The 19,749-nt window shown below is 65.8% G+C and carries 18 protein-coding genes; 10 read left to right on the top strand and 8 right to left on the bottom strand.

Translation table 11 applies throughout. The features are described 5' to 3' along the window. The gene (locus AE618_RS26465) at positions 1-1,569 is read right to left on the bottom strand and encodes an ABC transporter substrate-binding protein (RefSeq protein WP_054212042.1); all 1,569 of its coding nucleotides are present in this window, start codon (positions 1,567-1,569) and stop codon (positions 1-3) included. A 54-nt stretch (positions 1,570-1,623) separates the two neighbouring features. Continuing rightward, a complete protein-coding gene (locus AE618_RS26460; RefSeq protein WP_054212041.1) occupies positions 1,624-2,502 on the bottom strand; it encodes a MurR/RpiR family transcriptional regulator in 879 nt (292 codons plus the stop codon). 133 nt (positions 2,503-2,635) lie between these two features. Between AE618_RS26460 and AE618_RS26455 the strand changes: the two genes are divergently transcribed. From AE618_RS26455 to AE618_RS26445, 3 genes are all read left to right on the top strand, one after another. Continuing rightward, positions 2,636-3,895 carry an NAD(P)/FAD-dependent oxidoreductase gene (locus AE618_RS26455; protein WP_248311035.1) on the top strand — a complete coding sequence of 420 codons (1,260 nt, stop codon included), beginning with the start codon at positions 2,636-2,638 and terminating at the stop codon, positions 3,893-3,895. Positions 3,896-4,158: 263 nt separating this feature from the next. Further along, a complete protein-coding gene (locus tag AE618_RS26450) occupies positions 4,159-4,449 on the top strand; it encodes a hypothetical protein (protein ID WP_156330507.1) in 291 nt (96 codons plus the stop codon). 148 nt (positions 4,450-4,597) lie between these two features. Beyond that, on the top strand, positions 4,598-5,026 hold the full coding sequence (locus AE618_RS26445) for a response regulator (protein ID WP_054212039.1): 429 nt from the start codon (positions 4,598-4,600) through the stop codon (positions 5,024-5,026). Here AE618_RS26445 and AE618_RS26440 read toward each other — a convergent pair. After that, positions 4,994-6,058 carry a sensor histidine kinase gene (locus AE618_RS26440; RefSeq protein WP_082365608.1) on the bottom strand — a complete coding sequence of 355 codons (1,065 nt, stop codon included), beginning with the start codon at positions 6,056-6,058 and terminating at the stop codon, positions 4,994-4,996. The genes AE618_RS26445 and AE618_RS26440 overlap by 33 nt on opposite strands. Before the next feature lie 266 nt (positions 6,059-6,324). Between AE618_RS26440 and AE618_RS26435 the strand changes: the two genes are divergently transcribed. Beyond that, positions 6,325-7,512, top strand: a complete 1,188-nt coding sequence (locus tag AE618_RS26435; protein ID WP_248311034.1) for a sensor histidine kinase — start codon at positions 6,325-6,327, stop codon at positions 7,510-7,512. Between the two features lie 14 nt (positions 7,513-7,526). On the opposite strand, the gene AE618_RS26430 is transcribed toward AE618_RS26435, so the two are convergent. From AE618_RS26430 to AE618_RS26420, 3 genes are read right to left on the bottom strand one after another with little or no spacing between them, the layout of a single operon-like run. Beyond that, entirely contained in the window at positions 7,527-8,762 is a 1,236-nt protein-coding gene (locus AE618_RS26430) for an SAM-dependent methyltransferase (protein ID WP_082365606.1), read from the bottom strand. Continuing rightward, the gene (locus AE618_RS26425) at positions 8,759-9,580 is read right to left on the bottom strand and encodes a DUF1365 domain-containing protein (protein WP_248311033.1); all 822 of its coding nucleotides are present in this window, start codon (positions 9,578-9,580) and stop codon (positions 8,759-8,761) included. The genes AE618_RS26430 and AE618_RS26425 overlap by 4 nt, the downstream gene beginning before the upstream one ends. Beyond that, positions 9,577-10,893 (bottom strand): NAD(P)/FAD-dependent oxidoreductase, encoded by a 1,317-nt coding sequence (locus AE618_RS26420; protein ID WP_197280894.1) that lies wholly within the window; start codon positions 10,891-10,893, stop codon positions 9,577-9,579. Before AE618_RS26420 ends, AE618_RS26425 begins: the two co-directional genes overlap by 4 nt. A gap of 171 nt (positions 10,894-11,064) precedes the next feature. On the opposite strand from AE618_RS26420, the gene AE618_RS26415 reads away from it, so the two are divergent. From AE618_RS26415 to AE618_RS26395, 5 genes are all read left to right on the top strand, one after another. Then, a complete protein-coding gene (locus tag AE618_RS26415) occupies positions 11,065-11,640 on the top strand; it encodes a hypothetical protein (protein ID WP_054212036.1) in 576 nt (191 codons plus the stop codon). Positions 11,641-11,951: 311 nt separating this feature from the next. Continuing rightward, positions 11,952-12,494: a sigma-70 family RNA polymerase sigma factor gene (locus AE618_RS26410; RefSeq protein WP_248311032.1), complete on the top strand. Its 543-nt coding sequence runs from the start codon at positions 11,952-11,954 to the stop codon at positions 12,492-12,494. Further along, on the top strand, positions 12,491-13,117 hold the full coding sequence (locus AE618_RS26405) for a ChrR family anti-sigma-E factor (RefSeq protein WP_054212035.1): 627 nt from the start codon (positions 12,491-12,493) through the stop codon (positions 13,115-13,117). The genes AE618_RS26410 and AE618_RS26405 overlap by 4 nt, the downstream gene beginning before the upstream one ends. Before the next feature lie 56 nt (positions 13,118-13,173). Continuing rightward, complete coding sequence (locus AE618_RS26400) at positions 13,174-13,902, top strand: DUF1295 domain-containing protein (protein ID WP_248311031.1); 729 nt, start codon at positions 13,174-13,176, stop codon at positions 13,900-13,902. 4 nt (positions 13,903-13,906) lie between these two features. Continuing rightward, positions 13,907-14,929, top strand: a complete 1,023-nt coding sequence (locus tag AE618_RS26395; protein ID WP_054212033.1) for an SAM-dependent methyltransferase — start codon at positions 13,907-13,909, stop codon at positions 14,927-14,929. 25 nt (positions 14,930-14,954) lie between these two features. On the opposite strand, the gene AE618_RS26390 is transcribed toward AE618_RS26395, so the two are convergent. After that, positions 14,955-15,368: a DUF2177 family protein gene (locus AE618_RS26390; protein WP_054212032.1), complete on the bottom strand. Its 414-nt coding sequence runs from the start codon at positions 15,366-15,368 to the stop codon at positions 14,955-14,957. A gap of 173 nt (positions 15,369-15,541) precedes the next feature. Between AE618_RS26390 and AE618_RS26385 the strand changes: the two genes are divergently transcribed. Further along, entirely contained in the window at positions 15,542-17,224 is a 1,683-nt protein-coding gene (locus AE618_RS26385; RefSeq protein ID WP_156330506.1) for a hypothetical protein, read from the top strand. Positions 17,225-17,249: 25 nt separating this feature from the next. Here AE618_RS26385 and AE618_RS26380 read toward each other — a convergent pair whose 3' ends face one another. After that, positions 17,250-19,745, bottom strand: a complete 2,496-nt coding sequence (locus tag AE618_RS26380; protein ID WP_054212030.1) for a glycoside hydrolase family 2 protein — start codon at positions 19,743-19,745, stop codon at positions 17,250-17,252. Positions 19,746-19,749: the final 4 nt, after the last annotated feature.

The raw sequence follows: 19,749 nt of genomic DNA, 5'->3' as shown, positions 1-19,749 counted from the left end.
TCAGTTCGCCGGCGCGATGTCGAGCATGGTCGGCCCGTAGAAGCCGGTGCCGCGGATCGTCTCGGGCACGACGACGCGCTTGCCATAGGCGACGCTCTGCACCGGCTGATAGATCGGCGCGAACGGGTACTGCGACAGCACGTACTCGTGGTATTTGGTGAAGTTGACCACCCGCTCGTCCCAGGTCTTCGACTTGTTCATGGCGATGTCGTTGAGCTTCTCCGCCTCGGGATCGTTGAACATCGAGACATTGGGATAGCCCGCTCGCTTGGCCGCGAAGAACCAGTCGACGATATCGGCATTGGTCCACTGGTAGGAGCGGACCGCGAGCTGGTGCTCGGTCTTCTTGCGGTACTGCGCATTGATCGAACCTGCGTCGACGATGCTGATATCGGCCTGCACGCCGACCGCCTTGAGCTGCGCCTGCACGATCTCGGCGAGGCGCTTGAACTCGGTGCCGTTCTGCGCCCAGAGCTTCACCTCAAGGCGCTTGCCGTCCTTGACGCGGATGCCGTCCTGCCCGGGCTTCCAGCCGGCCGCATCGAGCACCTTCTTCGAGCGCTCGGGATCGTACGAGATCTTGTATTTCGGATCGACCTGCGACTCCTTCAGCGAGGAAATCAGGAAGGTATCCGCCACCGCGCCGTTGCCGCCGTAGAGGCTGGCGAGGATTTCCTTCTGGTTGATCGCGAAGGCGGTCGCCTCGCGGACCTTGATGTCGGTGAACGGCTCGACGCTGGTGTTGATCGGCATATAGACCACCTCGTTACCGGGAATGGTCACGAGCTTGACCGCCTTGTCCGCCTGGATGCGCGGCAGGAAGTCGGTGGGGACGTTGACGAGAAGGTCGGCGCCGCCGGTCTTGAGTTCGAGATAGGCGGTCGATTCCTCGCCGATCTCGCGGAAGGTGAGCTTCTTGAACTTGGCCGGGCCCTGGTTCTTCGAGAGGTCCGAGGCCGATTTGTAGTCGTCGTTGCGCACGAGCACGGTCTGCTGGCCGACGGTGAACTGCTGCAGTTTGTACGGGCCGGTGCCGATCGCCTCGGTCACGCCGAACTTGTCGCCCAGCGCCTCGTAGGATTTGGGCTCCGGCACGCTCATGAACGAGCTGGCGAGGTTGAACAACAAATTCGGGTCGGGCTGCTTCATGTGGAAGCGGACGGTCAGGTCGTCGACCACCTCGACCTTGTCGATCGCCGCGACGGTGAAGGCGTTCTCGGTGCCCTTGAACTGCGGCACCCACCATTCAATCGTCTTGGCGTTGAAGGGCTCGCCGTTGTGGAATTTGACACCCGGCTTCAGCTTGAAGGTCCAGAGCATGCCGTCCGGGCTCGACTCCCACGACGTGGCAAGCTGTCCGTGAAAGCTCTGGTCGGCGTCCTGCACCACCAGCCGGTCATAGATCAGCGTCGTCGCGGTATTAAGCTTGGTCGCCTTGATCGGATTGTAGGTCGGCGCGCCGACGAGGCGCGCGGTCATCACGAACGTCGCCTCCTGGGCCAGCGCCGTGGTGGTGGCGAGTGCCGACAGGCCCAGCGCCAGAATGCTCCCCTTCATCATCGTCTTCATCCCGCTTCCCCTTTTGTCTCGAGATGTTGCGAAAGGCTTCGGCCCCCTCGACCCTCAGTCGAGCGGGCCGGAGTTGTCCCCGACATGGCCGGTGAAATGGCCGTAGAGCTCGGCGATCCGGTTCAATCGCTGTTCGACCTGCGGGCCGAGTTCGATGAAGACCGCGTTGACCAGGAGGTTGCCGAGGCTCGCCATCTGCGCCGTCGAGTCCCAGAACAGATTGAAATCGGTCGAGACGACCAGCATCTCGTCGACGAGGCCGCGACCCCAGTCGCAGAAGGAATCCGTGATCAGCGTGGTCGGGATACCCGCCGCCTTGGCCTGCTGCGCCAATACCTTGGCCATCCGCGAATAGCGCCTCGCCTCGAAGATCACGAGGCAGCGCCCCTCGCCCCCTGAGAGCAGCAGCTCGGAGAAATTCCCCGCCGCGAGATCGACGAGGTGGACGCCCTCGCGCAGATACTGAAGTTGATTGGCGAGATATTGTGCGAGGCCGCGCTCGGTCTGGAAGCCGGTGACATAGACGGCAGGCGCCGTCGCCAGCCGACGGGCCACGCGCTTCCATTCCTCGCTCTGGACGACCTCGTAGATCCGGACGAGACCGGCGATCTCGAGCTCGAGGCTGCGCGCGAGCTGGTCGTCTCCGGCGCGGCTGCGCTGCTGGAAATCGCGCAGGCGATCACTGATCAGCCAGGGACGGTCGCCAATGTCTTCGGCGAGGCTGGCCTTGAGATCCTTCAGGCTCTTGTAGCCGAGTGTTCGGCAAAACCGGCCAACCGTGGGCTCGCTCACGGAGACCTTCTCGGCCAGGCTGGCTGCCGTCTCGAAAGGCAAGCTCGGCATCTGCGCCAGCATGTAGCTGCCCAGCGCCTTGTCGGCCTTGGAGCCGTTGGCCAGACATGACTGCAATCGCTGTCTAAGGGTCTGCGGCATCACGCTCCTCGCGGTTTCCAATCAAGAAATTTTTCTATCACAGAGTCAAACAATTTTTATTTTCTTGCAAATTGCCTGTGTTTGAGGCTCGTCTCGTGGTTCTGCTTGGTGTCGGTGAGACGGGTTTGGCTGCGTGACGACGACTGCGATACGACGAGCCGATGTGATCGTGCTCGGGGCCGGCATCGTCGGCGTCAGCGTGGCCCTGCATCTGCAGGAGCGCGGGCGCAGCGTTCTGCTGGTCGACCGTGGCGAGCCCGGCGCCGAGACCAGTCATGGCAACGCCGGACTGATCGAGCGCTCCTCGGTCGTTCCCTACGCCTTCCCGCGCGACCTGCGAACGCTTGCCGCCTTTGCCTCGAACCGCTCGATCGCGGTGCGCTACCGGCCCGCGACGCTTCTGAGGATGGCGCCCTGGCTGGCGCGCTACTGGTGGAATTCAGCGCCGGAGCGTCTGGACCGGCTGGGGCGCGCGATCCTGCCGCTGATCGAACGGAGCATCGACGAGCATCGCCATTGGAGCGGAGCGGCTGGAACCGAAGTGCTGATGCGCGGCGAGGGCTGGATCGAACTTTACCAAAGCCCTCGCGTACTTGAACAGGCGGTTCGGGCCGCGGCCGACCTGAAGGCCTACGGGCTGGCCTATGACGTGCTCCAGCCCGATCAGCTGAGCCGCCTCGAACCGGCCTTGCTGCCAGGCGCCGCGGCTGGAGGCCTGCACTGGCGCGATCCCGTCACGGTGAGCGACCCCGGGGCGGTGACGCGAGCCTATGCGGCGCTGTTTACCGCCCGCGGCGGTGTCCTGACCAAGGCGGACGCAGGGACCTTGACAGGCGAGGCCGGGGCGTGGCGCCTGCCGACCGACTCGGGAACCTGGCAGGCGCAGGAGGTGGTCGCCGCACTCGGTCCCTGGTCCGGCGATTTTTGCGAGCACTTCGGCTATCGGTTTCCGCTCGGCTTCAAGCGCGGATACCACATGCATTACGAGGCGCCGGCCGGAGCGCAGCTGCATCGTCCGCTTTGCGATGCGCAGGCCGGATTCGTCCTGAGCCGGATGGAACGCGGCATCCGGCTGACGACCGGCATCGAACTGGCTGCCCGCGATGCGCCCTCGGATCCCTGGCAGCTGGACCGGGCAGAACGCGTCGCGCGACGCATCATGCCGCTCGGCCGGCGCCTCGATGCCGAAGCCTGGCGCGGCGCCCGCCCCTGCCTGCCCGACATGCTGCCGATCATCGACAAGGCACCGCGTCATCCCGGCCTGTGGTTCGCGTTCGGCCACGCCCATCACGGCTTCACCCTGGGACCGGCCACCGGACGGCTTCTTTCGGAGGCCATGACGGGTGCGCCGACCTTCTGCGACATGACGCCATTCGCGGCCGACCGCTTCTAGGTCCACCCGGCACCGAGCCGATTTCGGACACCGTCGCCGAGCCCGACGCCTCTTCACGCAGAGCGGTCATGACCTGCAGCCGCCATCGACCCTGCGTGCGATGAGCCACCAGATCGGCGAACCCGCCCCTCGTCTCAGAAAGGACGGACGCCATCTTGTCCGCTTGCGCCGGCATCACCAGTTGGCCAGAGCGGCCGCATGGCCGGCCTCGAGACGGAAACCGCATGATGAATGGCTACTATCGACCTCAGGAGGTTCTCGTGATGGAAGCGGAGCTTGCGCGGGCCAAAGCCATGTTGGCCACGGAAGGCCTGGCTCCCGATCTGCTGGAGGTCAATACGCCGCTTCTGGCCGAACTCGTGATCAAGGCCCGGAGTCAGCCGCGCCGCGACGGTGACGTCGCATCGGTGGCCGCCTCGCAGTTCAAGCGGATGATGATCGGGCTGGATACGGCGAGCGAAGTCCATGCACTGTCCGGCAGCGACCTCCTTTCGGACTCTCCCGATCGCGACCGCCGAGACGGCGCAGAGCGAAGAGCGCGGCGCCCCAACTGATCCTTAGGGCGGAAGCTCGTCGCCGGGTCGTCGTCATCGTCGGCGCGGGCTTCCCAGTGCCGAAGCGCCATCTGTTCATTTGCCTCGGAACAACCTCCGACGAGACCGGTTGTCGTTGTCTGAGCACCGAAAAACTGCGTGAAAGCTGATGTCACCGCGTATCCTGATTGTTGAAGACGAGATGATCGTGGCCATGGAAATGGAGGCCGTGATCGAGGATCTGGGCTTCGAGCCGATCGGCATCGCCGCCGACACCGCCGATGCCCTGTCGCTGGCCGAGAAGCGCCCTGATGTCGCGCTGGTCGATCTGAATCTGCGCGACGGTCCCACCGGGCCAGACATCGGGCGCAAGCTCGCCGAGCGCGGCATACAGGTCGTCTTCGTGACGGCCAATCCGCGCATGGTTGCGAATGGCATTCCAGGCGCGTTGGGCGTGGTGGGCAAGCCCATCGACGACGGCACCATCGCATCCGTCATTTCGTTCGCGATCCGCCAGCGAGACGGCGAGGCGGTGATGCCGCCCCCAGGTTTCCTCGCCTTCGGCTCAGGCAACGTCTCCGCGGGCCAGATTGGCTAGCGCCACGTTGATGGTCACCTTGAGGCCATCGCTTTCCCACTCCCGAACCAGCTTGCCGCCCAGTTGACGCTCGACGCTCACCTCTGAGAGGCGCGAGCCGAAGCCGGGCTTGCTGGGGGGCATGTCGATCACAGGCCCTCCCGTTTCCTTCCAGTTTACGGTCGCGGCGCCATCGACGACGGTGATGTCGATGGCAACCTGACCTTCATGTGTCGACAGTGCGCCATACTTTGCCGCGTTGGTCGCGAGTTCATGAAAAAGCAGCGCGAGAGGCGTCGCACCGCGATCGTCGATGACGATCTCGTCGCCGGTGATGGCGATCCGGCCGCTTTCCATGGCGGGGTAGGGCCGGAACAGCCCTTGCAGCATGCCCTGAAGCGTGGTGCGTTCGATCGTGGGGCGGGAATCTTCACTGTGCGGGCGCACGAATTCATGGGCGCGCCCCAGGGCCGCGATCCGCTCGCGCAGGCCGTTCGCGAAGTCCTTGGCCGCCGGATCCCGTCGGACGGAGAGACCGATCAGACCGGCGATCACGGCAAAGATGTTCTTGATACGATGGCTAAGTTCGCGGCTGAGCAACTCGTTTTGCTCGGCGGCACGCTTGGCGTCGTCGATATCCGTACAGGTTCCGATCCAGCGCACGATCACGCCGTCCTTGTCGCGCACCGGCAGGGCTCGCCCCAGCGTCCAGCGATAGACGCCGGTGTGGTGGCGCAGCCGGTACTCGACCTCGTAGGGCTCGCCCGTCTCGAGACTGTGGCGCCAGCGAGCCCACGCTTCTTCCCGATCATCGGCATGGAACATGCCGTTCCAGCCCTCGCCGTCGGTCGATCCCGCTGGAACGCCCGTAAACTCGTACCACCGCGCGTTATAATAGTCGTGGAAGCCATCGGGTTGGGTCGACCAAACCATCTGAGGCATCGCATCGGTCAGGACAGCAAGCAAATCCGCGTTGCCGTTGAAGAGTTTGTTTCTGGAATCCACGGGCGCCCAATCATCCATACGAGAATCGGCGCTAACACGGCTCAGCATCGACAGAGAATGTCATTTGCTATGTGACGCGCCTCACCAGCGAACGGATGCAACGTTCGGAACGCGCGCTGGTTTCATGGTGCAAAGGCGAAAAGCCGATGATCGCAGCATAAATTCGCCAGTCTGGGTCTCAAAAGACCTTTTCCACGCGGCACCCTGGCGTCACATGCGGTGGCGCGACACCGTCCCTTTCAGCAACAAATGTTATTGACCTGCGCAGATTCGTGCGGGAAGTGGCGGTGGTCAGCCCTTGAAAAGAGAGTGCCTTGCCAGCTTCAGCCGCATGGAAAGACCTGCCCCGGCTGGTCGCGACAGCCGAGGCACCTTTCCCGGGTAGTGACGGCATGGGACCGGCGATCCAGCATTTCGATTGGGCATCGACATCCGTGGGGGCGCTTTCGACCTGGTCCCAGTCCCTGCTGTCCTACACGCGGATGATGCTCACATCGAAGCAGCCGATCTGCTTCTTCTGGGGGCCGGAACTGCTGATGTTCTTCAACGAGGCCTACCGCCCGATGCTCGGAAACCGAGCTGCCACGGCTCTGGGGCAACCGTTTGCAACCGTCTGGCCGGACGTCTGGGCTGATGTGCTGCCACTGACCCGTTCGGCACTGTCTGGAACCGGCGTTCGACTGGAAGAGATGCCGCTGACGATGACGCGGCGGGGCTTTGAGGAAGAGACGTTCTGGACGTTTGCCTACACCCCGTTGTGGGACGACGACGGAAGCATCGCGGGCCTCATCAACACCCCGGTCGATGCGACATCGGCGGTCAAGGATCGCGAGGCTCTCGCGAAAGCCGTGGCTGATGCCGAGACGATGCTCGAGGAGCAACGGCACAGCAATCGCCAGCGGATGATCCTCCAGCGCGAGCTGGCGCATCGGATGAAGAACACGCTCGCGATCGTCCAGGCGATCGTGTCGCAGACGATGAAGCATTCACAGGACATGGAGACGGCCACCAAGCGCATCTCCGGCCGGCTGACTGCCTTGTCGAGCGCCCAGGACCTGCTGACCGAGACCAGTTGGAGTGCTGCGGACATCGTTCATGTCGTCGACAGCGCTCTCAGGCCGCATGTCGATGCATCCGAGCGCGTGTCGGTCACTGGCCCTCATGCCGAAATCTCGGCGCAGCAGGCCTTGGGGATTTCCCTGGCCCTGCATGAACTGGCGACCAACGCCATCAAGTACGGCGCCTTGTCGGTCCCCGATGGGCGCATAGCCATCGAGTGGCTGGTCGGATCGGACCGGACCTTGCGTTTCGAATGGCGGGAAAGCGGCGGCCCCGCGGTCGCGGCCGGTGATCGGAAAGGCTTCGGATCGCGGCTGACCGAGCGGATCGTGCCCGCCTATTTCAGCGGCAAGGCGGGCGTCCACTTCGATCCGGCCGGCGTTCGATACCTGCTCGAGGGCGTCTTGCAGACTGACGACGAAGCTCGGGGCGCTGGCCTCTGATCGTCGTCATGAGCTCATCGTCCGACCAGTTTCAACAGGCGGACATCCGTCGTCCCCGCGCGGAAGCCCGCCTCGCAATAGCAGAGGTAATATTCCCATAGCCGGCGAAACTGCTCGTCGAAGCCAAGCGGCACGATCCGGGCCCAGTGCGTCTGGAAGCGGTGACGCCAGTCCTTCAAGGTCTGCGCGTAGCTGGCGCCGAACTGCAGCCCGTCCGTGATGGCGAGGTCGGCTTGGCCCGCCGCTGACGCCAAGGCGGAATGGGAGGGCAGACACCCGCCGGGGAAGATGAAGCGCTGAATAAAGTCCGCTCCCGCGACATAGGACTCGAACACCTGCTCGCTGATGGTGATCGCCTGCAGAACGGCGCAGCCGCCCGGCCGCAAGGATTCACTCAATTTGGCGAAATAGCTGGGCCAATAGGCCTTGCCGACCGCTTCGACCATCTCGATAGAGACGATTCGGTCGAACTGCCCGGTCAAGTCGCGGTAGTCCTGCAGGCGCAGGGTGACGCGATCGCTCAGACCGGCCGCGGAAATCCGCTCCTGCGCAAAGGCCAGTTGGGAGGGCGACAGGGTGATCGCGGTGACCTGGCACCCTTCGCGCGCCAGTCGTTCGGCCAGCGCGCCCCAGCCGCATCCGATTTCCAGCACATGCTCCCCGCCCTTCAGCGCCAGCATCTCGACGATCTTGTCGAGCTTGCGCTGCTGAGCGGATTCGAGCGGCTCGGCGGAGTGACCATAGAGCGCCGACGAATAGGTCATGCTGTTGTCGAGCCACTGCCCGTAGAAGGCATTGCCGAGATCGTAATGCGCCATGATGTTGCGGCTGCTTCCGGCCCGCGTATTGGCGTTGAAATGGTGGCGAAGCCTGTTCACCACGCGCGTGAGGAGCGTGCCCGAGACCAGCTTGCGAAGCGTCGCATCGTTTCGCGCGCCGAGCTCGATCAACGCCGTGAGGTCGGGCGTTTCGAGATCGCCGTCGCGATAGGATTCGGCCAATCCGATATCGCCGTCGAGCAGCAGCCGCCTGATCGCCCGCCAGCGTTTCAGGACGATGGTGGCGCTTGGTCCGGCTTCGCTTTGCGCACTGCGGAGGCGCTCGCCTTCCGGCGTCACCACCGTGAGGCTGCCGATCTCGATGCGAGACAGCAAGCGGCGCAGGAACCAGCGGGCGGGGCCAAAACCGGTGGGGAGAGCAAGGGTATCGTCGGTGGCGCGATGCCCTCGCTCGGTGTCGGGCAAGCTCATGATCGGGCCGTTCCTCTCGAATGATGCGGTAGTGCCGTGCCGAGGCTGACCGGCGTGTCGGGCGGCGCCGGATGCGGCTGCCAGCGGATGCGCTTGGCGAGCAGGCGCAGCGCGTGCCAGTGGATGGCGGCGGTGACCTTCAGCGTCAGCAACGGGTGGCTGGCCAGCAGACGCAGCAGCGTCGCGTCGCTGAAGTCTCGTCGTGTGCCTGACAACGAGGTGGCGATCAGCCGGCCGTCATCATCGTGACCGTCGATGGCGAGAGAGACGCGCGCGCCCGGCGGCTCGACCTGAAACGCGTAGCGCATCGCCAGCCCCATGAAGGGGGAGACGTGAAAGACCTTGCGAGCCGACTGGCGCAGGGGCGCCGCGTCCGAATCTGTGGGCGCGACATAGCTGTGGATCTCGCCGAAGGTGTTGTGCACCTCGTAGATCGTGGCGCGGAGGCTCCCGTCGCGGCCGTAGCAGAAATAGGTGCTGATCGGATTGAAGGCATAGCCAAGGATGCGCGGCATCGTCAGCAGCCGGATCGGCCCGCCATCCCAGGCGATCCCCGCGCTTGCCAGCGCTTCCTCGGCTTGGGCTCGCAGCGACCGCCCGCTCCGGTCGCCGTAATCGGCATCCCGGAAGGAATAGAGATTGAAACGGTTGCGCGAGAACAGACGCAGACGCGCCGCCAGCCCGTCGATCTCGTCGAGATCGAGCAGGGTCCAGAACACGGCGTAAGACAGGGCGTGCTGCTTTGGCCGGAAGCGATGATGCCGGACGCGGCCGACATAGAGCGCCGAGTTCAGGCTCATGACCGGGTTCACGGTCATGCCGCCTCCTCCGCCATGGCTGCGAGCGGAATGCGGCCTGATTCGTCGGCGACACGCCATGGGCGGCGCACGCCACCCAGCGCCTCGGCGACAGCCAACCCGGCCTGAAGCCCGTCCTCATGGAAGCCCGCGCCGAAGTGCGCCCCGCAAAACCAGCTCCGCCGCATGCCCTGAAGCGACCACAGGCGTGTTTGCGCGGCGAGAGCGGCGGCGTCGAACAGCGGGTGCTCGTAGGTCTGCTCGTGCATGATGCTGTCGGGGCGCAGCGAAGCCGGCGGGTTGAGGGTCAGGAAGAACGGACGGTCCTCCGGCAGGTTCTGCAGCCGGTTCATCCAATAGGTCACCGCGCAGGCCTCGCCCGGCCGGTTGCGATGGCCGAGATGGTTCCAACTGGCCCAGGCGCGCCGACGCTTGGGCATCAACGCGGCATCGCCATGCAGCACCGCACGGTTGCGGCTGTAGCGGAAGGCGCCGAGCAATTCCGTCTCCGCGGGGCTGGAATCGGCCAGCATGCCGAGCGCCTGATCGGCATGGCACGCGAACACGACCTGGTCGAAGCGCTCGCTCCAGCCATCACCGACCAGCGTGACCTCGTTGGGCGAGCGTCTGACCTGTCTCACGGGCGTTCCGAGCCGGGCTTCTCCGGAGAACGCACCACGCAGCTTGTCGACATAGCCTGCGCTGGCGCCGGAAATCGTGCGCCAAACGGGCCGATCCGTCATACGTAGCAGCCCGTGATTGTGATGGAAGCGCAGGAAGGCAGCGGCCGGATAGGACAGGATCTCCGCGCATGGCGCCGACCAGATCGCGGCGGCCATCGGCAGCAGGTGATCCTCGCGAAAGGCTGCGCCGTAGCGCCCGGCATCGAGATAGTCTCCGAGCGATGCGGCGCTCTGGGTGTGCGACTGGGCATCGCGCGTCGCCTCGGCATAGAAGCGGCGGATATCGCGCAGCATCGACCAGAAGCGCGGGCTCAAAAGGTTGCTGCGTTGGGCGAACAGACCGCTCAGGCTGGTGCCGCTATACTCCAGACGCCCGCCATCCAGGGAGGCTGCGAAGGACATCTCTGTCGCTTCCGTCGCCACGCCGAGATGCTCCAGCAGCGCGACGAAATTCGGATAGGTCGCCTCGTTGTAGACGATGAAGCCCGTGTCGATCGCGGTGTCGCGCCCCTTCGCATCGGGCATCACGACCGTATGGGCGTGACCTCCGAGCCTGGACGCCGCCTCGAACAGGACGACGTCATGCGCCTTGCCGAGCAGCCACGCAGCCGAAAGTCCGGAGATCCCGCCCCCGATGACGGCAATCCTCATCCGTCTTTCCGATCGCTGCAGCATGGGCCTCGCTCCGTCTGTAACGATCTGTATACGCGGCAGGCATGCCTCTGGATTTGCCGCTGCGCGACCTCGACGCTTCGGTGAGCCGGACGGGCGCGACCGACGTAGAAGAGCGATGCAGCGCCCACGCTGCCCGGAGAGCGCGCCATGCCCGCAAACGATCTTCGTCGCGTTCTGGCGCGTCTGCGCGACTGTCTCGCGCATTCCGATCCGCGCGCGGCGCTGGCCAACACGGTCGCCCTGGTCGTTGCCTCGAACCAGCCCTTCTATCCGCTCTATGTCTATTGGGCCGTGTCGCCGACGATCTGGCCGACCTATGTGAGCTTCCTGTCCACGCCGTTCTTCCTGGCGGTGCCCTGGCTCATGCGCCGCAGCACCTTACTCGGCCGGGCGACGCTGCTGTTCGCAGGCATCGGAAACACACTGGTCTGCGCGATCGCACTGGGTCGCAGCTCGGGAGTGGACGTCTTCCTGATCCCCTGCCTCGTCCTGGCACTTCTGCTGTTCAGGCGCAGCGAGCGCTGGCTCGGCTTCGCTTTCGCGGCGCTCGCGGCTGTCGTGTATCTTGCTCCTGACGGCATCATCGGCACGCCCGGACATCTTTATGCGGCCAACGAATACGCCGCTTTGCAGCGCCTGAATTTCATCAGCGCGGCCTCCCTGACCGGCCTTGTGGCGTTGCTGTTCGCCAACATCCTCGAGGATAAATCGCCGTCACGGTGAAACCGGAGCCGGTCGTCAAACGTATCCGAGCGATCAGGAAACGTAGGTTGTGATGGCGGGACGTCGAAACCTCCTCATCGTCGTCGGTGCCTTCATCACAACTGAAATGGTTCGATGACGATCGCGGCCACGCCAAAAGCATTCAGGACACAGGGCTATCCCCGCAAGCTGCGGCGCCACGAACAGGACATCGGCCGAGTGATCCGCATGCTGGCAGCCGCCGTAGATGGGGTATGTATGCTGCAACGGCCCGGACGATCGATGAGATGTGCCAAGCGGGACCCGTGGCGCGGAGAGGTCGGTTGGTCCCGTTGTTCGACCACAACGCTTTAATCGTCGCCATCGCGCGCTCGGGTGATCGCAACGCGTTCGCCAAGCTGTTCGACCACTTCGCGCCGCGCGTGAAGGGGCTTCTGATGAAGGCTGGAACGCCTGCGGAACTGGCCGAGGAGGTTGCGCAGGAGACGTTGCTGACGGTCTGGCGCAAGGCTGCCCTGTTCGACCCGAGCAAGGCCAGCGCCGGCACCTGGATCTCAACGATCGCACGCAATCTGCGCATCGACATCGCGCGGCGGGAGACGCGCTCGCGCCTGTCTCAGGTCTACGAGATCATCGATGAGGATGGGCCTGAACAGCCCGATATGGCGGTCTGGGGAGCCGAGCGGGATCTGCGCATCCGCGCAGCGATGACGGAATTGTCGCCCGATCAGTATCGGGCCGTCGAATTGGCGTTTCTCGAAGGGCTGAGTCATCAGGACGTGGCGAAACAACTGGCAATCCCTCTCGGCACCGTCAAATCCCGTCTGCGGCTGGCCATGTCGCATCTGCGCGGACGATTGGAGGATCTGCGATGAGCGCCGCACATCGGCCCTCGGATGAAACGCTCGCCGCCTTCGCGACGGGCCGGCTGGATGAAGGCTTGGCCCTGGTCGTGGCCACGCATCTGGAGCGCGATGCGTCCAGCCGGCGGCGCATGCGCAGTTTCCAATCGGTCCAGGGCGCCCTGCTCGACGGGGCCGAACCCGTCGCGATGTCGATCCGAGCGACCGATGTCTTGGCGCGCGAACGCGATGCCGCGGTCATGGTCGAGCCCGGGCACAGCCCGGAAACAGGATTGCCGCGTGTGCTTCAGCCCTACACGCTCGGTCCGTGGCGACCGATCGGCATCGGGATCGCGATGCGCAAGGTCGATGTGGCCGGCGCAGAGGCCCGCGTCTTCATGCTGCGTGCGGGTGCCGGCGTGGCCTTGCCGCACCACAAGCATAGCGGTCTCGAATGGACTACCATCCTGTCGGGTGCCTATGAGCACCAGTACGGCCGCTACGCCGCGGGAGATTTCGACGAGGCCGATTCCGAGCACGAACATACGCCGCGCGTCGATCCCGTCGAGGGCTGTACCTGCATCGCGGCGGTGACGGGCGATGTGCTGTTCCAGGGCTGGCTCGGGCGCCTGCTTCAGCCCCTGGTGCGGCTGTGACCGCGGCTTCCTTCGCTACGGCTCTGGTTTTCACAGCCTGCGCGATGGCCGCTGCCATGGCTCTGGCGACGGTGGTCGAGCGCCGCACCGGCAATTCCGGCTGGATCGACGTCGTCTGGACCTTCGGCCTCGGCGCAACCGGCGTACTCGGCGCGCTTCTGCCATTCGGCGATGCTCCGCTGGCGCGCCGGCTTCTCGTGGCGGCTCTGGCACTGGCCTGGGCGCTGCGGCTGGGGCTGCATATTGCCCGGCGGACGCGCGGGATCGCCGAGGATCCGCGCTATGCCAAGCTGAGGCGCGATTGGGGCGAGCGCGCCGATGCGCAGATGGCGCGTATGCTGCAGATACAGGCGCTGGCCAGCATTCCGCTCGCGCTCGGGATCGTGCTTGCGGCCCATCAGCCGGCTCCGACGCTTGGCTGGCGCGATCTTGCCGGCACGCTCGTCTTTGCGGTCGGCATCGCCGGCGGCGCCGTCGCCGATAGACAGCTGCGCGCCTTTTCGCGGTCTGGTCAGGGCGGCATCTGCGATCGCGGCCTGTGGGCCTGGTCGCGCCACCCCAACTATTTCTTCGAATGCGTGCTGTGGTGCGCTTACGCCGTGATCGCCGCCGCCTATCCGCTCGGATGGATCGCACTGCTCGCGCCTGCGGCCATCACGTTCCTGCTCGTCCGCATCTCCGGCATTCCGCCCCTGGAGGAGCATATGCTCGCCAAGCACGGCGCGGCCTATTGCGCCTATCAGGAGAAGACCAGCGCCCTGGTGCCGCTCCCACGGAAAGGCTGACGCCATGACCATTCTGCAGAAGCTCTCGGCCTGGGGGGAAGCGCTGCCGGTGCCCGACATGGTCAGCCGCGCCGTGATCGGCTCTCTCGTCTCGCGGACCGATCGCACCCTCTCCGTCGACCCGGTCGATCCCGCCGATTTTGCCCGCGACATGAGGCAGTTTCCGGTCGCGCAGCACACCGACGCCGCCAATGCGCAGCATTACGAAGTGCCCGCCGCCTTCTTCGCGCAGGTGCTCGGCCCCCGGCGCAAATACTCCTCCTGCTACTACCGCACGCCCGAGGACGACCTCGCGACGGCGGAAGAGACGGCCCTGGCGCTGACGGCCGAGCATGCCGATCTCGGCGGGGACCAGGATATTCTCGAACTCGGCTGCGGCTGGGGTTCGCTGTCGCTCTGGATGGCCGAGCATTTCCCGTCATCGCGCATCGTCTCGGTCTCGAACTCGGCGTCGCAGCGCGGCTATATCGAGGCGCAGGCCAAGGCCCGCGGCTTCGACAATCTCCAGGTCGTCACCGCCGACATGAACGATTTCGCCACCTCCAAGCGCTTCGACCGCGTCGTCTCCGTCGAGATGTTCGAGCATATGGCGAATTGGGAGACATTGCTGGAGCGCATTCATGGATGGCTCAAGCCGGATGGCCGGCTCTTCCTGCATGTCTTCGCCCATGCCAGCGGCTGCTATCGCTTCGACGTCGCCGATGGTGGCGATTGGATCGCGCAGCACTTCTTCACCGGCGGGCTCATGCCGAGCGCCGCGCTCGCCCACCAGTTTCCCGATATCTTCACCGTCGAGGAGGAATGGCGCTGGAGCGGCGACCATTACCGGCGCACCGCCGAGGACTGGCTGGCCAATTTCGACCGCAACCTGCCGGCGATCGATCCCATCCTGCAGGCGACCTATGGCAGCGATGCCCGGCTCTGGCGCCGCCGCTGGCGGCTGTTCTTTCTCGCGACCAGCGGCCTCTTCGGACATGCGGGCGGAGCCTCATGGGGCGTCTGCCACTATCGCCTGAAGGCGAGCTAGGCGGGGTTCGATCCGCGCTCAGGCTTCAGATCCAGCCCCAGGCTTCGACCTGGCGCACGACGGTATAGGCAATCCAGCTGCAGGCGCCGACAGCAAGGGTGCCATAGGCCATGTCCGCCAGGGTGATGGTTGGCGTCCAGGCCCGCAGCGTTGCGTAATTGGTCAGGTCGTAGGTCGCATAGGCGAGCAGGCCGAGAAGTGCGCCATTGACGAGGGCGCTGCCGCCCGAACCATCGCGCAGAGCCGGCATCACCGCGAAATGGATCACCCCGAGCCCGAAGCCGAAGTAGAACAGGATCGCCGGGAGATATCGGATGCGTTCGAGAAGCATGTCGCCCAAGGCCGGGCGATAGAGCTTCTCGCTCATGGTGGTCAGCCAGATCGCGTCGCAAATGCCGAACGCGGCGAGGAAAGCGATATAGCCGGCGACGAAGCGCATGACGACCTCCAGGGTTGGTCATGCAGATACGCTGGGTGCGCCGGACCGGTTCAGGCCGATATCCGCCTTGTGCTGGCGGCACCACATTGGCAGCGGTGACAGCGAGCTCGTCACGCGTCCCCGACGATTTGGTAAGCGATTGCGGCTAAGCTCGGCTCGAAGGACGAGCGAGAATGATGACGGATCAAGCGGGCTTGCCGGTCAAACGACGTATGGCGTCGGGTTTCCCATCGGGCATGATCGTCGTCTTCGGAGCCGTCGCCGTCGCCCTCCTGAGCCTGCCGCTGGTTTTGCCGCTCGGTCCCAACAACTGGGACACGCTGGTCTATTACGACGCCATCCACCGCATTCGGATGGGGCAGACGCCGAGCAGCGACTTCTTCGCGCCGGTGGGGCCGCTCGGCTATTATCTCGCCGCGTGGCTGGACAGCCTGTTCCCGCGGGCGCAACCGATGCTTCTGGTCAATTGGGCGCTGTTGCCGGTGCTGTTGCCGGCGATGGCCGTTCTGACCGAACATGTCGCGTCCCGGTCTCGCAGCCTGGCGCTCGCGCTGCTGCTGCCCTTCCTGCTGTTCGCATCGGTGCCGATCAACATCCAGTCGATCTACGCCATCTCGGGCTTCGACGGCTATGGGCACTACAACCGGCATGTCGCGCTGCTGCTCTATGTACTCGTCGCCACGCTGATCTTCGCCAGGGACCGGCGGCTGCTGGTGGGCCTGGTGGCGTGGCTGATGCTTGCGCTGTTTCTGGTGAAGGTGACCGGCGCCGTGAGCGGGGCGCTGCTGGTCGGCTATGCCGTCCTGGCGGGGCGCCTGCGCCTGCGCGATGCCGTCCTGGCAGCCGTGCTGGTGCTCGTGCCGCTGGTCGTGCTCGATCTGGCCACCGGCATGGTGCGCGCCTATCTCGACGACATCCTGACGCTGCTCCAGCTCAACAGCGACTCGCTGTCGAGACGCTTCCTGACGGTCGCCTCCCTGAATCTCGACGTGATCCTGCCTTGCTTGCTGCTGCTGGGCGTCCTTGCCTATGCCGCATCGCGCGAGCGCAGTCGCCCGTCGGGATCGGGCCTTCGCGCCGTCGCCGACTCGCGGCCCGGCTGGCTCGCGATCGTCCTGATCGCCATCACGGCATTCGAGACCCAGAACACCGGATCGCTCGAGTTCATCGGCCTATGGCCCGTGGTTTTGCTGATCATGGTCGAGTGGCAGGCCCGGCGTGACGGGCTCGGCCGCATCGTGCTCCTGCTATGCCTGGCCGTGGTGCTGCCCAATACGGGCGCGTTCATTCAGCGCACGGCGAGAGCCACGCTGGCCGCCCCTGTCTATGAGCGGCTCGATCTCCGCGATCTCGGCCCGCTCGGGCAGGTCAGCGCCAACCCCGACATCCGCGAGCGTGCACCGATCATGCTCGAGCATTACGCCGCGCACCAGGCCGGTTACCGGGACCTCGTCGCACACGGCCAGATGCCCTCGCATCTGCTGTCGTCGCAGATCGACCATCAGGCGACATGGCTCCTCGAACTCCAGCAGGGGCTGGTCGCGATCCGCACCTGGGAGGCCTCCGCGGGCCGCCGCCTGAACGGCGTCTTCACGCTGGATTTCGTCGATGCGTTGAACCGGCTGCTTGGACGTGAACCTCCGCGCGACCTTGCGATCGGGATCGATCCGATGCGCACGACGCCGCCCCTCACGAAAGAGGCGCTGGATGCGCTCAACGGCACGGACGCGATCCTCAAGCCGGCATGCCCGCCTACGGTCACCCGAGCCATCATTGCCGCGCATTTCGCACCGGCCCTGGAGGGGCGTCGGCGCGTCGTGCTCTCGCCATGCTGGGAGATGTATCTGAAGCCGTGACGCGTGGCCGGCTCTTGCGCGAATGCTAGGCCGATCCGCCATCGACGGGCGCATAGGGAACCCGTTCCGTCCCATTCGCCGCCCGGATTTCGCCGTTCGGCCACTTCGGGTTCTCGCCCCGAGGCTTCAGGCGGACGCGTTTGGTCATGCCGGGAGCCAGGTGGAACCAGCTCTGCTCCGGCCGCCAGTCGGCATCGACGATATGGACGGACTGGGCCAGGCGTCGGCAGGAGATCGCAAGGGCCCAGCCCTCCCCGTCTCGCTCGAGCGCGGCTTGCAGGCCGAGTTCATGGCGCTCATGGCCGCGCCCGAGCGGAAAATGGAACGCCTCGGCCAGAACCGTCCCGGCCTCGTCGCGCAGGACGGCGCTGGTCGCGTCGTGACCGGGTGGGCCGAACCGGTAAGCATAGGAGATGTCGAAGAAGCGGCCCAGCAGGTCGAAAGCCGATAGGCTGGCGCTGCCATGCGCTTCGATCGCGACCGCGCGCGACGCCGTCACGACCGCGACTTGGCCGTCGCGCCAGCATGTCAATTCGAGTTGCGCCGAGAGCGGGACCGGGCGCTCGTTGATCAGATAAAGCATCAATCCGTTGACGCCCTCGTCGGTCATCGTGACCTGGACCGGACGGAAGGCACGCGCCAGCCCGTGCCACGCCGCCTTGGGTTCGCCATCGCTGGAGATGACGCCCCAGCCCGCGCCGGGTGCGAGATCCTGCAGCAGCCAGACCAGCGCGCCTGATGTCGGCGAACCCGGCCGGCGCCATTCCGCGAACGTCTCTTCCATCACCTCGGCCGAGGTCGCCCGAGACAGCGTGAGATAGCGTTCCAGGTCCTCCCGCCGCAACCGCGCCGGATCCACCCCGTAGAGCAGGCCGAGGTAGTGGTCGCGCACATCCTCGAAATCCCAGGAGGCGCCGAGATCGCGCGGCACGCCGCGTTTCCAGTCCGGATGATGCGTCAGCGCCGGTGGGTTGCCAGTGGCCAACGATATCTCTTCGGGCACATTGGCGAAGGCGAGGCTTTCGGCCGCGAACCGGACATGGGAACGGCGCGCATCGTCGAGCCCGCGCAGATAGGCGCCGACGCCGTAGTAATGGGTTACCCCCTTGTCGGCGACGAATGGCAGGGCTCCCCCCGACGGCGAGTTCGGCACATAGGCGAGGTCCGGCCGCAACCGCGACACGACCTCTGGAAGGATGTCGTCGAAGACAGGGCCCGACCACGCTTCGGGCGGCGCACCCAGCATCGCCGCCTGCTGAAAGACCTCGCTGCCGCCGCAGAGAACCACGAGGCTCGGCGAGCCTTGCGTCCGGTCGAGCAGGGTTTCGGCTTCCGCCCGGATCGCGTCGCGAAAGGCGGCGTCGCCCTGAGGGTAGTCGAAATTGGCCAGCATCATCTCCTGCCAGACCATGATGCCGAGTTCGTCGCAGAGCGCGAAGAAGGTATCGTCCTCATAGGTCATGACGCCGGGCACGCGGATCATGTTCATGCCGGCGTCGCGGGCGATCTTCAGCGAGGGCTCATAGGCCTGGCGCCCACCGGCGAGCGTGACGACATCGGCGCTGCTCCAGCAGGCGCCGCGGCAGAACACGGGCACGCCGTTGATGACGAGACCGAACCCCTCGCCATCCGCGCCACGATCGACCTCGAGCGAGCGGAAGCCGATGCGGCCGAGATCGACGGTCTCATCGCCGAGATGAAGCGTCAGCGCATGCAGGGCGGGTTGCCCATGGGTGTGCGGGAACCAGGGCGCGATGCCGGGCAGCCGGAGCGTGCCCGACAGCGTGTCCGGCGCGGTCAGCTCCAGAGCCGCCTCTCCTGCCGCGCATCGCATCATCGCGCGCGACGGGCCGCCGCCGTCTTGAGCCCCAAGACGAACCGTGAGTGCGACCGCGCCCTCCCTGCCGTCATAGGCAGTGCGCAGATCGATGCCCGCGACGACGGCCGCCGCCCTGTCGGTTTCGACCCGTTGCACCGGCCGGTATGGGCCGGTGGGCAGCCCCGGTGGGCACCAGCCTGGCACCGAGCCCAATGCCGTCGTGCGGAACCAGCGCAGCCCGTTCGGCTGGATCATCGCCGGGCGCCAGCGCGAGCGGCGTGGGGCTACGGCGAGCTTGGGGGCGAGCGCGCGGAAGCAGAGCGCGATCTGCGCCCCTACCGGGGCCGCGACGGGCACCGCCAGCGGCTGGAACATGGAGCGGCTCTCGGCAGCGAGCGCGCCGTCGACCCAGATCTCGGTCCAGCTCGCCAGCCCCTCGAAACGCAGCTCGCCGTTCAGCGCCCGGTCGAGCCTCGTCAGGTACCAATGATCCTGCCCGCCGACGGCCTCCGCCGCCGCGTCCGACAGCCGCCCGAGCGCGCGCAAGGTGCCGGCGACCGTGCCCGGGACGAGCGCCGGCTGCCAGTCACCGTCACCCGGCAGATCGGCAGGGGTCGGGACGGCGTCGGCGGCAGTCGCCAGCCAGCGCCAGGTCCCGATCGCCTCGGCGCTTTCGCCCTGGCGCGCGACGATGCGGGCCATGTGC

Source organism: Allobosea vaviloviae, from assembly GCF_001298265.1.
Taxonomy (GTDB): Bacteria; Pseudomonadota; Alphaproteobacteria; order Rhizobiales; family Beijerinckiaceae; genus Allobosea; species Allobosea vaviloviae_B.
Note: the sequence above shows the minus strand (reverse complement) of the source record. Positions and strands in the feature narration are given on the sequence as shown.

Excerpts from the sequence above, each read along its gene's own strand:
- AE618_RS26465 (WP_054212042.1), bottom strand. The coding sequence starts at position 1,569 with ATGAAGACGATGATGAAGGGGAGCATTCTGGCGCTGGGCCTGTCGGCA.
- AE618_RS26460 (WP_054212041.1), bottom strand. The coding sequence starts at position 2,502 with ATGCCGCAGACCCTTAGACAGCGATTGCAGTCATGTCTGGCCAACGGC.
- AE618_RS26450 (WP_156330507.1), top strand. The coding sequence starts at position 4,159 with ATGGAAGCGGAGCTTGCGCGGGCCAAAGCCATGTTGGCCACGGAAGGC.
- AE618_RS26445 (WP_054212039.1), top strand. The coding sequence starts at position 4,598 with ATGTCACCGCGTATCCTGATTGTTGAAGACGAGATGATCGTGGCCATG.
- AE618_RS26440 (WP_082365608.1), bottom strand. The coding sequence starts at position 6,058 with ATGCTGAGCCGTGTTAGCGCCGATTCTCGTATGGATGATTGGGCGCCC.
- AE618_RS26430 (WP_082365606.1), bottom strand. The coding sequence starts at position 8,762 with ATGAGCTTGCCCGACACCGAGCGAGGGCATCGCGCCACCGACGATACC.
- AE618_RS26425 (WP_248311033.1), bottom strand. The coding sequence starts at position 9,580 with ATGACCGTGAACCCGGTCATGAGCCTGAACTCGGCGCTCTATGTCGGC.
- AE618_RS26420 (WP_197280894.1), bottom strand. The coding sequence starts at position 10,893 with ATGAGGATTGCCGTCATCGGGGGCGGGATCTCCGGACTTTCGGCTGCG.
- AE618_RS26415 (WP_054212036.1), top strand. The coding sequence starts at position 11,065 with ATGCCCGCAAACGATCTTCGTCGCGTTCTGGCGCGTCTGCGCGACTGT.
- AE618_RS26405 (WP_054212035.1), top strand. The coding sequence starts at position 12,491 with ATGAGCGCCGCACATCGGCCCTCGGATGAAACGCTCGCCGCCTTCGCG.
- AE618_RS26400 (WP_248311031.1), top strand. The coding sequence starts at position 13,174 with ATGGCTCTGGCGACGGTGGTCGAGCGCCGCACCGGCAATTCCGGCTGG.
- AE618_RS26395 (WP_054212033.1), top strand. The coding sequence starts at position 13,907 with ATGACCATTCTGCAGAAGCTCTCGGCCTGGGGGGAAGCGCTGCCGGTG.
- AE618_RS26390 (WP_054212032.1), bottom strand. The coding sequence starts at position 15,368 with ATGCGCTTCGTCGCCGGCTATATCGCTTTCCTCGCCGCGTTCGGCATT.
- AE618_RS26385 (WP_156330506.1), top strand. The coding sequence starts at position 15,542 with ATGATGACGGATCAAGCGGGCTTGCCGGTCAAACGACGTATGGCGTCG.
- AE618_RS26380 (WP_054212030.1), bottom strand. The coding sequence starts at position 19,745 with ATGGCCCGCATCGTCGCGCGCCAGGGCGAAAGCGCCGAGGCGATCGGG.